Origin of the sequence: Caldimonas caldifontis (genome assembly GCF_002930615.1) — a bacterium.
In the GTDB taxonomy this organism is placed as follows: Bacteria; Pseudomonadota; Gammaproteobacteria; order Burkholderiales; family Burkholderiaceae_C; genus Caldimonas; species Caldimonas caldifontis.
Window position 1 is genome coordinate 1 of the sequence record NZ_PSNX01000007.1, and the last position, 15,315, is coordinate 15,315.

Below are 15,315 nucleotides of genomic sequence, written 5' to 3' on the forward strand. Positions count from 1 at the left end.
GCCCTGCCCATGGGCTCTTGGAAACAGGGTGTGACAGACGCGCCGCCGTGGCCGCCGTTCGGGCCGTCAGGGCAGGGGTGGGCCCCTTGAGTGGCCCCCTGAGTGAGGGGGGTCAGAGCCGCTCGATCACTCGCATCGAGAAGTCCACGGCCTTCACGTCCTTCGTGAGCCGGCCGATCGAGATGCGATCGACGCCGGTGGCCGCAATGGCGCGCACCTGGTCGAGCTGCACGCTGCCCGACACCTCCAGCAGCGCGCGGCCGGCGTTCAGCGCCACGGCCTGGCGCATGCGGTCGAGGTCGAAGTTGTCGAGCAGGATGCTCTCGGCGCCGGCCAGCAGGGCTTCGTCGAGTTGCTCGAGCGTTTCCACCTCGATCTGGATGCCGATGCTGGCACCGGCTTCGCGCACCAGGGCCTGGGCGTTGCGCAGCGCGGCCGTGACACCGCCGGCGGCGGCGATGTGGTTTTCCTTGATCAGGATGCCGTCATAGAGGGCCAGGCGCTGGTTCTGGCCACCACCCACGCGCACGGCGTACTTCTGGGCCAGGCGCAGGCCGGGCAGGGTCTTGCGCGTGTCGAGGATGGCGCAGCCCCGCGGGTTGGGCGAGGCGCCCTCGATGGCCTTCACGTGGGCGCGGGTGAGGGTGGCCGTGGCCGACAGCATCTGCAGGAAATTCAGCGCCGGGCGCTCGGCGGTGAGCAAGGCGCGGGCGGGGGCCTCGATGTGGCAGACGACCGTGTTGGCCGCGACATCGGCGCCTTCCTCGACGGCCCAGCGCACGGTGATGACCGGATCGACCGCGTGCATGCAGGCATCGAACCACTCGCGCCCGCACAGCACGGCGGCTTCGCGCAGCAGAACCCGCGCGCGCACCCGCTGCGCGGCCGGCACGAGCTCGGCCGTCCAGTCGCGTTGTCCCACGTCTTCGAACAGCGCCTCGCGCACGTTGCGCGCCCGGGCCTCGGCCAGGGTTTCGTTGTGATCGAACATGGGCTCAGGCGGCTCCGAGGTGGCGCACGAAACCCTGCTGCGGCTGGGCGATGGCCGAGGGGTTGCGGGCGACGAAGTCGAGCATGCGGTCGATGCAGCCCAGGGCCTGGCTGCGCACGGGTTCGGGCACGGTGATCTCGCCGGTGCCACCCTCCAGGCAGGCCAGCACGCCCTGGAGGGCGTTCATCGCCATCCAGGGGCAGTGCGCGCAGCTCTTGCAGGTGGCGCCGCTGCCGGCGGTGGGGGCCTCGATCAGCGTCTTGCCCGGCGCCAGCTGGCGCATGCGGTGCAGGATGCCGTTGTCGGTGGCCACGATGTACTCGGGGGCCTTGCCTTCCACCACCGCCTTGAGCAGCTGGCTGGTGGAGCCCACCACGTCGGCCTGCTCGACCACGCTGCGCGGCGATTCCGGGTGCACCAGCACCTGGGCGTTGGGATGCTCCTTGCGCAGCAGTTCCAGCTCGACGCCCTTGAACTCGTCGTGCACGATGCAGGCACCGTTCCACAGCAGCATGTCGGCGCCGGTTTCCTCCTGGATGTAGCGGCCCAGGTGTCGGTCGGGCGCCCAGAGGATCTTGTGGCCTTGCTCCTTGAGGTGGCGCACGATGGCCAGGGCGCAGGAGCTGGTCACCATCCAGTCGGCGCGGGCCTTCACGGCCGCACTGGTGTTGGCGTAGACCACGACCTTGCGGTCGGGGTGGGCGTCGCAGAAGGCGGCGAATTCGTCGGGCGGGCAGCCCAGGTCGAGCGAGCAGGTGGCGTCCAGGTCGGGCATCAGGACGGTCTTGTCGGGCGACAGGATCTTGGCCGTCTCGCCCATGAAACGCACGCCGGCCACGATGAGGGTGCGCGCGGTGTGGTCGCGCCCGAAGCGGGCCATCTCCAGCGAGTCGGACACGCAGCCGCCGGTCTCCAGGGCGAGGTCCTGGATGTCGCCGTCGACGTAGTAGTGGGCGATGAGCACGGCATCGCGCTCGGCCAACAGCTGGCGGATGCGTTCGCGGGTGGTTTCGCGTTCGGCCGGGCTCAGCGGCTCGGGCACCTTCGCCCAGGCATGGGCAGTGCAGCTCGCGCCCTGGGCGTCCTGGCGCGTGTAGTCGTAGATGACGGATTCCATGGTGGCCAGGGCCGCCGGGGCGGCCCGCAAAAAATGAGGGCTCAGGCCTGCATGGTAGCCCAGCGGCCGCCGCGTCGCCGGCCCCGCAGGAGGCTCAGGCGAGCAGCTTTTCGCCGTCCATCACCCGGAAGCGGGCCAGGGCGAGGTTGGTGCGCTGCTTGTCGAGGACGACCAGCAGGAAGAGGTCGGCGTGGCTGTTCACGCAGCGCAGGATCTGCTGGCGCCGGCCGAGCGTGACGATGACTTCATCCACGCGGTCGCCGCCCATGTCGCGGGCCGCACGGCGATGCGCCTTGAGCACTTCGGTGGCCGTGGCGGCAGCCATGTCGAGCGACAGGTCGTCGATGTCCTCGGCGAGCTGCTGGCCCAGCACAAGGCCGGTGGTGACATCCACCACGCAACTGCCGATCACGCCTTCGATGCGCATGAGCTGCTCGAGCACGCGCAGCACGCGAGCTTCGTCGATGGTGGTGCGCAGGCCATCGACCACCAGGCGGGCGGGCCCCAGTTCGCGCACCTCGGGCAGCGGGGTGAGGGCGGGGCGGTTCTCGGCGGACGAGGCGTCTTCTTCGACGGGGGCCTCGGGAATGATGAGGTCGCCCACGCGGATGGGAAAGCCGCCGCCCGGCAGGGTGGGGGCGCGCAGCCGCGCCTCGGAGCCCTGGTGCAGGTGCTTCACGCGGTTCCAGGTGTTGAGCACCGAATTCCACACGCCCGAGGCGCTGGTCATGGGTTCGGTGCTGACCATCACGTTGAGCGAGGCGGGCCAGGCCACCGAGGCGATGTGCGAGGCCAGCGGCGCCACCGGGGCCGAGAGCAGGAAGAGCAGATGCGGACAGTGCCAGTTGTCGCCGTGAGAGGCGGCGTTGAGCGTGGCCACGATCTCGTCGAAGAGCGACTCGGGCATAGGCGCCATGATCACGGCCGTCAGGTGGCTGCGTTCCATCAGCGCGATGGGGATGGCCTGGGCTTCGGTGCTGGCGTCGCGCACGTCGGCCGTGTACACCTTCAGCGGGTCCTCCACGCGACGTGGCAGGGCTGTGCGCTCGATCAGGGCGATGGAGGCCAGCGTGCTCTGGTGGCGCAGGTGCAGCCGCTCGATGGGCTGGCCGGACGCATCGGACAGGGCTTTGACCACGCCGCCGGCCCACATGCGCGCCGGGTCGTGCAGGGTGATCTGCCGGGTGGCGCTGTCCATGTCGGCGCGCGCGGCGGCCATGTGCTGGCGGATGGCTTCGGCGGGCGAGCCCACGATGAAAAGGTCGCGCGTGTGCTTGTCGACCATGTGCCCGCGGTCGTTGACCTCGGTGGCCGTGCTCTCGAGGATGGCAGTGGCGGCGAAGTCGGCGCCGTCACGGGCATTGGGTCGCCGTATGCTGCGCCCGGGCGTCGTGCCCAGGGGGTTCAGATCACCGAACAGGGAGGTCAGCATGGCGAGGCTCCTCGGGTGCGATGGATGAAGCCAGTGTAGGCGGCACTCCGGCCTCGTGCGAGCATCGATTTGTAAGGCCCTCGCGAACGGTCGGATCGCGACGATGGATGGCGTCGCTCAGGCGCGCCTGGGGCGTTGGGGCACCGAAGCAGCGCCGTGGGCCTGGGGGGCAAAGAGCTCGCGCGGCGAGCAGCCCATGGCCCGGCGCACCATGGCGCTGAAGGCGCTGGGGCTGTAGCCCAGCTCGCTGGCGATCTGGCCCATGGGCCGGCGCGAGGCGGCCAGCGAAACGGCATGCGCCAGCACCACCTGCTGGCGCCATTGTGTGAAGGTGGTGCCCAGTTCCTCGCGGAAGAGACGCGCCACCGTACGCGGGCTGGCGCCCGTGTCACGGGCCCAGGCCTCCAGGGTGTCGTGGCGGGTGGGATCGGCCAGCACGGCCTCGCACAGGTGGCGCAGGCGCTTGTCGTGGGGCAGGTCCACGCCCAGGCGCACGGCCGGGGCGCGTCGCAGTTCGTCCTGCACCAGGGCGCCCAGCAGGCGCTCGCGTGCCAGTTCCTCGGCGCTCAGGGGGGCGGCATTGTCGGGTCGCGTGTCCATGTCCAGCACCAGGGCGCGCAGCAGGCTCGAGACCTCCAGCACGCGGCAGTCGCGCCAGCGCGTCTCGTCCTCAGGCGCCACGCCGGGGCCGCAACGGCCCGGTGCCTGGTGGAGGTAGAGGGTGCGCAGGTCGGCGTCCTCCACCACGGTGACCGCGTGTTCGACGCCCGGCGGGATCCACAGCGCGCGCGACGGCGGCACGATGTAGCTGCCCTGGGCCACGGTCAGGCGGGTGACGCCGGTGGTGGAGATGGCCAGCTGGGCCCAGGGGTGGCTGTGGGGCACGACCTGGGTGTCGGCGCGCAGGTGGTGCAGCTTGGCCCGTACCGGGCGCTCGGGGCCGGGCTCGTAGAGGTGGGGCGTGAGCGGCCCCACGTAGGACAGGCCCCGGGTGGTGGGCGAGCGGGCTGGGTTTGGCATATTTGCGACAGAACTTGGCCTGCTATCGTAAACCTGCCGAGCCTGGCCTGCCTACCATCAGGGCCATGAGCACGATGACTTCCGGCGCCCCGGGCGCCCCCCCGCTTCGCCAGGACGCCCGCACCATCAGTCTGGTGGGGCTGGCCCATGGCACCTCGCACTTCTTCCACATGCTGCTGCCGCCGCTGTTCCCGTGGCTCATCAGCGACTTCAGCCTGAACTACTCGCAGCTGGGCCTGCTGGTGTCGGTGTTCTTCATCATCTCCGGCGTGGGCCAGGCGCTGGCGGGCTTCCTGGTGGACCGTGTCGGTGCGCGCCCCGTGCTCTTTGCGGCGCTGGCCTGCTTCGTGGCGGCCGCGCTCGCCGCAGCCTGGGCGCCGAACTATGCCGGCCTGATGCTGGCTGCGGCCCTGGCCGGTCTGGGCAACGCACCTTTCCACCCGGTGGACTTCACCATCCTGAACAAGCGGGTGTCCCAGCCCCGGCTGGGGCATGCCTTCTCGGTGCATGGCATCACGGGTAACCTGGGCTGGGCGGCAGCACCCGTCTTCATGGCCGGCATCACCACCGCCACGGGCTCTTGGCGCCTGGCCTGCGCGGGGGCGGCCCTGCTGGCAGCACTGGTGCTGCTGATGATGGTGTGGCACCGCGAGGCGCTGGACGATCGCCAGGGTCAGTGGGCCAACCCGGCCAAGCCGGTGGCGCCGGGGGCAACGCCGGAACACCCCATGGCCTTCCTGAAGCTGCCCTCGGTGTGGCTGTGCTTCTCCTTCTTCTTCTGGACCACCTGCGCGCTGAGCGCCATCCAGAGCTTTGCGAGCCCGGCACTGCAGACGCTCTACGGCCTGCCGCTGGCGGTGACGTCGCTGGTGGTGACGGGCTACATGCTGGCCGGCGCGGCCGGCATGGTGATCGGCGGCTTCCTGGTGGCCAAGGTGGACCGGCTGGAGCGCACCATCGCCGTGTGCCTGGTGGGCTCGGGGGTGCTGCTGGCCCTGGTGGGCCTGGGCTGGCTGCCAGGCACGGTGGCGGTGCTGGTGGCAGCGGTGGCGGGCCTGGGCACGGGCATCGCCGGACCTTCGCGCGACATGCTGATCAAGCGCGCGGCCCCGCCGGGTGCCACCGGCCGTGTCTATGGCACCGTCTATTCGGGCCTCGACCTGGGCTTTGCCGTGGCGCCGCCCCTGCTGGGGGCGATGATGGACCGGGGCGAGGCCTCCAGCATCTTCTACGCGGCGGCCTTCTCGCTGGTGTTTGCCGTGGTATCGGCCACCTGGGTGGGCACCCGCGTGGCAGCCAGCCGCAAGGCAAGCGTGGCGGCTGCGGCCTGAGCCGGAATCAGGCTGCCAGCGCCATCGTCAGGCGCGGCGGCAGCACGCCGTGGGCGCGCCAGAACCCGTCGAGCACCTGCAACACCAGGTCGGGCTCTTCCAGCGGGCTGGCGTGGCCGGCGTCGGCCAGCACCACTTCATGCGCCGCCAGCGCGCGGGCAAGCGCATGCCCATGTGCGGGCGGGGCGGTGAGGTCGCGTCCGCTGCTCAGCACCAGGCTGGGCAGGCCGCGCAGGCGCTGGGCCTCGCGCAGCACGTCGCCGCGCTGCGCCACCATGCGCACCACCCCGCGCACCACGCCGGGGTCGAGCTTTTCGATCGCGCGGCGCCAGGCGACCACGGTGTCGCGGGCGTGGCGGCGGAAATGAGGGGCGAACATCTCGCGCGCGGCCAGGGCCGTGAGCGCGGGGTGAGGGCCCAGCAGGCCGGCCAGGCGCGACAGGACCAGAAAGCGCAGCCGCCGCCCCAGGTCTTCCCGGCTGCCGCTGGTGTTGAGCAGGGCCAGCGAGCGCACGCGCGTGGGATGGGCCAGGGCGTAGCGCAGGGCCACCATGCCGCCCAGGCTGAAGCCGACCAGGTTCACGCGGTCGAGTTGCAGCGACTGGCACACCGCATGCACGTCTTCCACCAGACGGGACAGATCCCATCGGGTCTGGTGCGGGCCGGTGCTGAAGCCGTGGCCGCGCCAGTCCAGCCGCAGCACGCGGGCGTGGCGGGCCAGCGCATGGGCCTGGGCCTCGAACAGCGAGGTGTCGCACAGCATGCCGGGCAGCAGCAACAGGGGCTCGCCCTGGCCGATGTCGTCCACGCACAGCGTCACGCCGGGCACTTCAATGTGATGCAGGCTCATCAGGGCAGGGGGCGGGCGGAATGCGGGGCCATGGGGGAGGCATTCTGGGCCCACCAAGTTTGGCGTCAAGACATCACACCCTGAGCAGGGGGGCCGGGATAATCCGGCCATTCTGGACATCTGGAGTGAAGACATGAGCGCAACACCGGCTTCCCGCCTGGCGGGCCATGCCCTGGTAGAGGCCCTGGTGGCCCAGGGCGTGGACACCGCCTTTGGCGTGCCCGGCGAAAGCTTCCTGGCCGTGCTGGACGGCTTCCATGAGCACCGCGACCGCATCCGCTTCATTGCCTGCCGTCAGGAGGGTGGGGCCGCCTTCATGGCCGAGGCCCAGGGCAAGCTCACCGGGCGCCCGGGCATCTGCTTCGTCACCCGCGGCCCCGGCGCCACCAACGCCAGCATCGGCCTGCACACGGCCTACCAGGACTCCACGCCGATGATCCTGTTCGTGGGCCAGGTGGGCAGCGACTTCCGCGACCGCGAGGCCTTCCAGGAAGTGGACTACCGCGCCATGTTCGGCCCCAGCACTGGCGGCTTTGCCAAATGGGTGGCCGAGGTGGACCGCCCCGAGCGGCTGCCCGAGTACGTCGCCCGTGCCTTCCATGTGGCGATGCAGGGCCGTCCGGGCCCGGTGGTGCTGGCGCTGCCGGAAGACATGCTGATGCAGTCCACCGACGCGCCCGTGTTGCCGCGCGTGGAGCCGGCCCAGGCCTGGCCCACACCGGGCGCGCTGCGTCGCATCCGCGAGATGCTGGTGGCGGCACATCGGCCCTTGGTGATCGCGGGTGGCAGCGGCTGGACGCCGGCCGCCTGCCAGGCCCTGCAGCGCTTCGCCGAGGACTGGCAGCTGCCCGTGAGCTGCGCCTTCCGCTTCCAGGACCTTTTCGACAACACCCACCCGTTGTACGCGGGTGACGTGGGCATCGGCATCAACCCGAAGCTCGCGCAGCGTGTGCGTGAGGCCGACCTGATCCTCGCCGTGGGCCCACGCCTGGGCGAGATGACCACCGGCGGCTACACGCTGATCGAGGCGCCGCGGCCGCGCCAGCAGCTCATTCACATCCACGCCGGGGCCGAGGAGCTGGGCCGCGTCTACGCCGCCGACCTCCTGGTGCAGGCCTCGATGGCCTGCGCGGCCCCGGCCCTGGCCAGCCTGGCAGCGCCTTCGCCATTGCCGTGGAGCGACTGGACGGCGGGTGCGCGCGCCGACCGCGAGGCCAACCGCGTCTCGACCCCGCCGCCCGGGCCCATGGACCTGGCCGAGGTGGTGAAAAGCATGCAGCGCGTGCTGCGCGAGATGGGCCGCAGCGACGCAGTGTTCACCAACGGCGCGGGCAACTACTCGGGCTGGCTGCACCGCTATTGCGAGTACGGCGGGCTGGCCAGCGGGCAGCGCACCCAGCTGGCGCCCACCTCGGGCGCCATGGGCTATGGCGTGCCGGCGGCCATCGCGGCCAGCCTGCTGCAGCCCGGGCGCACGGTGATCAACATGGCGGGTGACGGCGACTTCCTGATGACCGGGCAGGAGCTGGCCACGGCCGCGGGCTACCGCAACGCACAGTCGGGGCCGCTGGTCGTGCTGGTGGTGGACAATGGCACCTACGGCACCATCCGCATGCACCAGGAACGCGAGTTCCCGGGCCGGGTGTCGGGCAGTGACCTGTTCAACCCCGACTTTGCGATGCTGGCCCGGGCCCACGGCTGGGAGGCCGCGCGCATCGACCGCACCGAAGACTTCGAGCCGGCCTTCCGCGCCGCGCTGGCGCGCCACACGCCCACGCTGCTGCACCTGAAGCTCGACGCCGAGGTCATCACCAGCCGCACCACGCTCAGCGCGTTGCGCGCCGCGGCCCAAGCATCGGGGGCCTGATGGCGCAACGTGTGGCGGTGGTGGGGGCCGGCCCGGCCGGCCTGATGGCCGCCGAGACACTGAGCCAGGCCGGTGTGGCGGTGGATGTCTACGACCGCATGCCCTCGGCCGGCCGCAAGTTCCTGCTCGCCGGCAAGGGTGGGCTCAACCTCACGCATTCCGAGCCGCCGCAGGCCTTCCTGGGCCGCTATGGCGAGCGGCGCGCCGCTGTGGCCCCCTGGCTGGAGGCCTTCGGGGCCGATGCACTGCGCACCTGGGCCCAGGGCCTGGGCATCGACACCTTCGTCGGCAGCTCGGGGCGCATCTTCCCCAAGGACATGAAGGCCGCACCGTTGCTGCGGGCCTGGCTGCACCGTCTGCGCGAAGCCGGGGTGCGCTTCCACATGCGCCACCGGTGGACGGGTTGGGCGGGCGAGCGTGGGCTGACCATGGACACGCCCACTGGGAGCACCGTGGTGCAACCCGATGCCGTGGTGCTGGCGCTGGGCGGTGGCAGCTGGTCGCGCCTGGGGTCGGACGGCGCCTGGGTGCCCTGGTTGGTCGAGCGCGGTGTGGCCGTGCAGCCGCTGCTGCCTGCCAACTGCGGTTTCGACGTGGCGCCGGGCTGGTCCGAGCACCTGCGCAGCCGCTTCGCCGGCCAGCCCGTCAAGCCCGTGGTGCTGAGCGTGGACACCGGCCGCGGCGAACGCTGGGTGCGCCAGGGCGAATTCGTGCTCACGGACACCGGCATCGAGGGCAGCCTGGTCTATGCGGCGTCGAGCGTGCTGCGCGAGGCCATCGCGGTGCGTGGCTCGGTGGACATCCACCTTGACCTGATGCCCGACTGGCCGGCCGAACGGGTGCTGGCCGAGGTGGCGCACCCGCGCGGCTCGCGCTCGTGGGCCAGCCATCTGCAAAGCCGCCTGGGCCTCAAGGGCCTGAAGGTGGCGCTGCTGCACGAGGTGCTGGGCCCCTCGGCCAAGGACGAGCCGGTCGCCGTGGCGGCCACGCTCAAGGCCTTGCCCCTGCGCCTGGTGTCGCCACGCCCGCTGGACGAAGCCATCAGCACCGCCGGGGGCGTGGGTTTCGACAGCCTCGATGAGCACCTGATGCTGCGCCCGGTGCCCGGCGTGTTCTGCGCTGGCGAGATGCTCGACTGGGAAGCCCCCACCGGGGGCTACCTGCTCACAGCCTGCTTTGCCAGTGGCCGTTGGGCCGGTGAGGGGGCGGCGCGCTGGCTGGGCGCCGCGTGAACCCCAGCACCCCCACCGAGGCCATGAAGGCCTCTACCGCGTCGGTGTAAGGCCCCGGGCGGCCCAGTTCGCTGTTGATGTCGCTGTGCGACAGGGCCACGGCCTGCAGCACCGCACGCCCGCCGGCCTGCTGCACCGCCTGGGCCATGCGCTGGTTCTGGTCGCGCGCGTCCTCGCGCCGCGCGGCATGCACCAGCAGCAGCGGGGCGGGCCGGGGCTGCAGCTGATGCACCGGCGACACCTGACGCCAGTAGCGCGGGTCGTCGCCGAAGGCGTTGCGGTACAGGCGCAGCGGTCGGTCCTGCATCAGGGCCGGCACGTCCAGCGCCGCGCTGTCGAGCGACACCGTGCCGGCCCAGGGCCGCACGCCGTGCGCGCGGGCCAGGCCCCGGTCGGCCGTCAGCAGCGCAGCCAGATGGGCCCCGGCGGAATGGCCCATCAGCACGAGCCGTTCGGGGTCGGCCCCCCAGCGGCCCGCCTGGGCCTGCACGAAGGCCAGCGCTCGGGCCACGTCGCGAGCCTGTTCCAGCGGGTCGGCCTCGGGCAGCAGCCGGTAGTTGGTCGAGACGACGACATGGCCCTGCGGCAGCCAGCGTTCCACCTTGTGCCGGACCACCCGGCCCAGCGCCTTGTCGCCGAAGCGCCAGGCCCCGCCGTGCACCATCACGATGAGGGCGCCGCTCGTCTGGCCGGCGGGCCGGTAAACGTCCAGGATCTGCCGCGGGTGGGGGCCATAGGCCAGGTCCCGATCGACCTGGGGGGCCGTGTCCGCCGGGGTGAGGGAGGGCGGGGGTGTGGTGCCCGGCGTGGCGCAGCCCAGCAGGGCGGTGCCGGCCAGGCCCAGCCCGCCCATCAGCAGGCGTCGGCGGTTCACGGTCGGGTTCATGCAGGTCTCCAGGGGTGACGATGGCCGCATCTTGCGCGGGCCCTGCAAAGCGCAAGGGGCTCCGATGTCAAGAATCGTGAAGCGGCGCCGCTAGGCCAGCGCCCGGCCCCAGGCCTCGTCGCTGAGGTGGGCGGCCACCGCATCGGCCAGGCGTTCGAGGCTGGCTTCGCGCAGCAAGTTCACATCGACGGACGTGGCCGCATCGAGCCCCGCCCAGCGCAGCAGCGCCGCCTGGGCCTCGGGCGCATCGAAGAGGCCGTGCACATAGGTCGCGAGGATCTGCCCGCCGGGGTCGCGCACGCCATCGGGCCGGCCGGACAGATCGAGCAACGGATGCTCGAGCGCCGCGCCCGTGCTCACCCCGGCATGGATCTCGTAGCCCACCACCGCTTCGCCACCCGGCAGCAAGCGCCCTTGCACCTGGCGCAGCTGCTTCTCGGGCGCGAGCGTGGTGTCCAGGGCCAGCCAGCCCAGGCCCGGCATCGAACCCGGCGGGCCCTCCAGGCCTTGCGGGTCGTGCAGCGCACGGCCCAGCATCTGCAGGCCGCCGCAAATGGCAATCAGCTTGCCGCCATAGCGCAGGTGGCGGGCGAGGTCGGCGTCCCAGCCGCGTTCGCGCAGGGTGCGCAGGTCGGCCTGCACGCTCTTGCTGCCCGGCAGCACCACCAGGTCGGCCGGCGGCAGCGGCTGGCCGGGGCCGGCGAGGATCAACTCCACCTGCGGGTGCATGCGCAGCGCATCCACGTCGGTGTGGTTGGCGATGCGCGGCAGCACCGGCACCACCACGCGCAGGCGCTGCTCGCTCGTCTTGGCCAGGCGTTCGCGGGGCAGGGCGTCTTCGGCATCGAGCATCAGGCCCGTGAGGTAGGGCAGCACGCCCAGCACGGGCTTGCCGCTGCGCGTTTCCAGCCAGCGCAGGCCCGGCTCCAGCAGCGACACGTCGCCGCGGAAGCGGTTGATCACGAATCCGCGGATGCGCTCGCGTTCGCTCTCGCTCAGGCAATCGAGCGTGCCCAGCAGGTGAGCGAAGACGCCGCCGCGGTCGATGTCGGCCACCAGGATCACTGGGCAGTCCGCCGCTTCGGCAAAGCCCATGTTGGCGATGTCGCGCTCGCGCAGGTTCACCTCGGCCGGGCTGCCGGCGCCTTCCACCAGCACCACCTCGTGGGCGGCGCGCAGCCGCTCGTAGCTCTCCAGCACGTAGGGCATCGCGAGCGGCTTGTACTCGTGGTATTCAATGGCATCGGCATTGAAGCGCGCGCGGCCCTGGATGATCACCTGCGCGCCGGTGTCGCTGTTGGGCTTGAGCAGCACCGGGTTCATGTCGGTGTGCGGTACCAGCCCGCAGGCCTGGGCCTGCAGCGCCTGGGCGCGGCCGATCTCGCCGCCGTCGGCCGTCACGGCCGAGTTCAGTGCCATGTTCTGCGGCTTGAAGGGCGCCACGCGCCGGCCGTGCCGATGGAAGAGCCGGCCGAGCGCCGCCACCAGGGTCGACTTGCCGGCATCGCTGGTGCAGCCTTGCACCATCAGCGTGCCGTGGAAGCGTTGATAGAAGGAGGGCATCGCGCGATTATGATTTCGCCCGGCCTGCCCATGTCCTTCGTCCCTCCCTCCTTCCCTTTCGACCTGGCGCTCACCCAGCCCGGCTGGCTGTGGAGCCTGTGGCTGGGTGTGGTGCTCGACGCCGTGCTGGGCGAGCCCAGGCGCTGGCATCCGCTGGTGGGCTTTGGGCGCTGGGCCAACGTCATCGAGCGTCGCCTCAACCGCTCTTCGTCGAAGCTGCGGGGCGTCCTGGCCTGGAGCCTGGCCGTGCTGCCGGTGCTGGCCGCCTTCATGGCCCTGCGCGCGGCCATGCCCGACGCGGGGCATTGGGTGCTCGACGGCATCGTGCTGTACGCCGCGCTGGGCCTGCGCAGCCTGCTCGAACACGTGTGGCCCGTGGGCCGGGCCCTGCAGGCGAACGATCTGCCCACCGCGCGCGGCAGCGTGCAGCGCATCGTCACGCGCGACTGCAGTGCCTTGGATGAGGCCGGCGTGGCCACGGCCGCGGTGGAGTCCACGCTCGAAAACGGTAGCGATGCCGTCTTCGCCAGCCTCTTCTGGTTTGCCGTGGCCGGCGCGCCGGGCGTGCTGCTGCACCGTCTGGCCAACACGCTCGATGCCATGTGGGGCTACCGCACGCCACGCTTCCTGCACTTCGGCTGGGCTGCAGCGCGCATCGACGACGTGCTGAACTGGCTGCCCGCGCGCGCCACCGCCTTCAGCTACGCGCTGCTGGGCCACACCCGCCGCGCCTGGCGCTGTTGGCGGGCACAAGCCCCCTTGTGGGACAGCCCCAACGCCGGCCCTGTGATGGCCGCCGGCGCCGGCGCGCTGGCCCTGCAACTGGGCGGTGCCGCGCGCTACCACGGCCGCGTGGAAGACCGGCCCGTGCTGGGCGAGGGCGCCTCGCCACGCGCGGCCGACGTGCACCGCGCCTGCGTGCTGCTCGGCCGCGTGCTGGCGCTGTGGATGCTGGGGCTGACCGTGCTGGCACTGCTGGCTGGGGCGGTGGCGTGATCCCCACACCTGCCCGCATTCCCCACGGCGCCGACCTGCACCGCGCCATCGAACGCTTCGGCCCCGCGCCGGGCGGCCAGCCCTGGCTGGACCTCTCCACCGGCATCAACCCCTGGCCCTGGCCGGTGCGTGAGCCTCTGGCCAAGCTGCCCGAGGCTGCTTGGCACGACCTGCCCGGCCCCGATGCACAAGTGCAGGCTGCCTTCGATGCTGCCTACGGCCTGGGCGCGCTGCCCGTGCCGGGCTCGCAGGCCGCCATCCAGGCCCTGCCGCGGCTGTGGCGGCGTCATCACGGCGTGGCCCAGGTGCAGGTGCTGTGGCCGGGCTATGGCGAACATGCCGCACGCTGGGCCCTGGAAGGGCATGCCGTGAGCCTGCAGCCGAGCGCCACGCTCGGGCACACGCCGGCCGACGTGATCGTCATCGCCCGCCCCAACAACCCCACCGGCGACACCTTCGACGCGCCGCGCGTGCGCGCCCTCGCCGACGCCTGCCGCCTGCTCGTCATCGACGAAGCCTTCCTGGACGCCACCGGCGAACCCAGCCATGCCCAGCTGGGCCTGCCCAACGTGGTGGTGCTGCGTTCGCTCGGCAAGTTCTACGGCCTGGCGGGGCTGCGCGTGGGGGCGGTGGTGGCGAGCGCGGCGTGGCGCGAGGCCCTGGCCGCCGAACTGGGCCCCTGGCCGGTGGGCGGCGTGGCCCTGCAACTGGCCGCCGCGGCCCTGCGCGACACCGCCTGGCAGCACACCATGCGCGACCGGCTGGCTCAAGGCAGCCGGGCGTTGGCCCAGTTGCTGGGCCGGCATGGCCTGCCCAGTGGGGGCACCGCCTTGTTCCGTACCGTGGTCACGCCGCAGGCCGCGGCGCTGCACGAGGCGCTGGCCCGGCGGGGCCTCTGGACGCGCCTCTTTTCACTGCCCGGCCCTGAAGGGGGCCCCGGCTACCATGCCGTGCGGCTGGGCCTGCCGCCCGACGAGGGCGGCCTGCAACGCCTGGGGGCCGCCTTGCAACACCAGGAATGGGAGGTTTCATGACATTGCGCCACGCGCTGTTGGCCACAACCCGGGCCCTGACCCTCGCGATGAGCTTGTCCGTGAGCGTGCAAGCCCAGGCCCAAGCCGTGAGCGTCACCGACGACCGGGGCCACACCGTCAGCCTGCCGCGCCCGGCCCAGCGGGTGGTGAGCCTCACGCCCCACGGCACCGAACTCGTGTTCGCCGTGGGCGGCGGCAACCGGCTCGTGGGCGTGGTCGAGTTCAGCGACTACCCCGAGGCCGCGCAACGCATCCGCCGCGTGGGCGACAACAAGGCGGTCGACCTGGAAGCCGTGGCCGCCCTGAAGCCCGACCTGATCGTGGTGTGGCGCCACGGGAACGCGCGCCGGCAACTGGAAAAGCTCGGCAACCTGGGCATCCCCGTCTATGAAAGCGACCCCCGCCGCCTCGACGACATCCCTGGCGCCCTGGAACGCCTGGGGCGTCTTCTGGGCACCGACACCGAGGCCGCGCAAGCGGCAAGCCGCTACCGCCAGGAACTGCAAACCCTGCGCGAACGTTATGCCGGCCGCCCGCCCGTGACCACCTTCTACCAAGTGTGGCGCCAGCCCCTGAAGACGCTCAACAACGACCACATGGTGAGCGACGTGATCCGCCTGTGCGGCGGCGTCAACGTCTTCGGCACCCTGGAGCCCCTGGTGCCCACCCTGTCCGACGAAGCCCTGCTGCAAGCCAACCCCGAATTCATGTTCGCCGCCAGCATGGGCGCCACCAACTCCAACCGCCCGGTGGACAGCCTCGACGGCTGGAAACGCTTCCCGCGCCTCACCGCCGTACAGCGCGGCAACCTGTTCTACGTGAACGGCGACCTCATCAACCGGCCCACGCCAAGGGTGCTGGAGGGGGCGGCGTTGATTTGTGAGGCGATGGAGGGGGTGAGGAAGCGGCGTTGATTCGTGGGGCACGGGGGAACCCACACAGACGGGGTCGTTGGGGACCCGACAGGTGCCACCAAATTATGTCCGTACTGTGAAT

Annotated in this window: 13 protein-coding genes; 6 read left to right on the forward strand and 7 right to left on the reverse strand. The window is 71.7% G+C overall.

Features of this window, described 5'->3' with window-relative positions; all coding sequences use genetic code 11:
* Positions 1-112: 112 nt before the first annotated feature.
* The 4 genes from nadC to C1704_RS08675 all read right to left on the reverse strand — a co-directional run bounded on the left by nadC (position 113) and on the right by C1704_RS08675 (position 4,560).
* On the reverse strand, positions 113-991 hold the full coding sequence (gene nadC, locus C1704_RS08660; RefSeq protein WP_104302325.1) for a carboxylating nicotinate-nucleotide diphosphorylase: 879 nt from the start codon (positions 989-991) through the stop codon (positions 113-115).
* Between the two features lie 4 nt (positions 992-995).
* Positions 996-2,108, reverse strand: coding sequence for a quinolinate synthase NadA (gene nadA, locus C1704_RS08665; protein WP_104302478.1), 1,113 nt, complete (start codon positions 2,106-2,108; stop codon positions 996-998).
* A 94-nt stretch (positions 2,109-2,202) separates the two neighbouring features.
* On the reverse strand, positions 2,203-3,540 hold the full coding sequence (locus C1704_RS08670; protein WP_104302326.1) for a roadblock/LC7 domain-containing protein: 1,338 nt from the start codon (positions 3,538-3,540) through the stop codon (positions 2,203-2,205).
* A gap of 117 nt (positions 3,541-3,657) precedes the next feature.
* Positions 3,658-4,560 (reverse strand): AraC family transcriptional regulator, encoded by a 903-nt coding sequence (locus C1704_RS08675; protein WP_104302327.1) that lies wholly within the window; start codon positions 4,558-4,560, stop codon positions 3,658-3,660.
* Positions 4,561-4,625: 65 nt separating this feature from the next.
* Between C1704_RS08675 and C1704_RS08680 the strand changes: the two genes are divergently transcribed.
* Positions 4,626-5,891 (forward strand): MFS transporter, encoded by a 1,266-nt coding sequence (locus C1704_RS08680; RefSeq protein WP_104302328.1) that lies wholly within the window; start codon positions 4,626-4,628, stop codon positions 5,889-5,891.
* 7 nt (positions 5,892-5,898) lie between these two features.
* Here C1704_RS08680 and C1704_RS08685 read toward each other — a convergent pair whose 3' ends face one another.
* Positions 5,899-6,741 carry an alpha/beta fold hydrolase gene (locus tag C1704_RS08685; RefSeq protein ID WP_170064656.1) on the reverse strand — a complete coding sequence of 281 codons (843 nt, stop codon included), beginning with the start codon at positions 6,739-6,741 and terminating at the stop codon, positions 5,899-5,901.
* A gap of 133 nt (positions 6,742-6,874) precedes the next feature.
* On the opposite strand from C1704_RS08685, the gene C1704_RS08690 reads away from it, so the two are divergent.
* Together C1704_RS08690 and C1704_RS08695 are read left to right on the forward strand one after the other, a co-directional pair.
* On the forward strand, positions 6,875-8,608 hold the full coding sequence (locus C1704_RS08690; protein ID WP_104302330.1) for a thiamine pyrophosphate-binding protein: 1,734 nt from the start codon (positions 6,875-6,877) through the stop codon (positions 8,606-8,608).
* Positions 8,608-9,840: a TIGR03862 family flavoprotein gene (locus tag C1704_RS08695; protein WP_104302331.1), complete on the forward strand. Its 1,233-nt coding sequence runs from the start codon at positions 8,608-8,610 to the stop codon at positions 9,838-9,840. The genes C1704_RS08690 and C1704_RS08695 overlap by 1 nt, the downstream gene beginning before the upstream one ends.
* Here C1704_RS08695 and C1704_RS08700 read toward each other — a convergent pair.
* Both C1704_RS08700 and C1704_RS08705 read right to left on the reverse strand, forming a co-directional pair.
* Entirely contained in the window at positions 9,773-10,726 is a 954-nt protein-coding gene (locus C1704_RS08700) for an alpha/beta hydrolase (RefSeq protein ID WP_211286907.1), read from the reverse strand. The two genes, C1704_RS08695 and C1704_RS08700, sit on opposite strands and share 68 nt — an antisense overlap.
* 90 nt (positions 10,727-10,816) lie before the next feature.
* The gene (locus C1704_RS08705) at positions 10,817-12,289 is read right to left on the reverse strand and encodes a cobyric acid synthase (RefSeq protein WP_104302332.1); all 1,473 of its coding nucleotides are present in this window, start codon (positions 12,287-12,289) and stop codon (positions 10,817-10,819) included.
* A gap of 30 nt (positions 12,290-12,319) precedes the next feature.
* On the opposite strand from C1704_RS08705, the gene cbiB reads away from it, so the two are divergent.
* The 3 genes from cbiB to C1704_RS08720 are packed head-to-tail and all read left to right on the forward strand — an operon-like array spanning position 12,320 to position 15,233.
* Positions 12,320-13,285: an adenosylcobinamide-phosphate synthase CbiB gene (gene cbiB, locus C1704_RS08710; protein ID WP_245876428.1), complete on the forward strand. Its 966-nt coding sequence runs from the start codon at positions 12,320-12,322 to the stop codon at positions 13,283-13,285.
* On the forward strand, positions 13,282-14,319 hold the full coding sequence (locus tag C1704_RS08715) for a threonine-phosphate decarboxylase (protein WP_245876429.1): 1,038 nt from the start codon (positions 13,282-13,284) through the stop codon (positions 14,317-14,319). The genes cbiB and C1704_RS08715 overlap by 4 nt, the downstream gene beginning before the upstream one ends.
* 47 nt (positions 14,320-14,366) lie before the next feature.
* Positions 14,367-15,233 (forward strand): cobalamin-binding protein, encoded by an 867-nt coding sequence (locus C1704_RS08720; protein ID WP_104302481.1) that lies wholly within the window; start codon positions 14,367-14,369, stop codon positions 15,231-15,233.
* Positions 15,234-15,315: the final 82 nt, after the last annotated feature.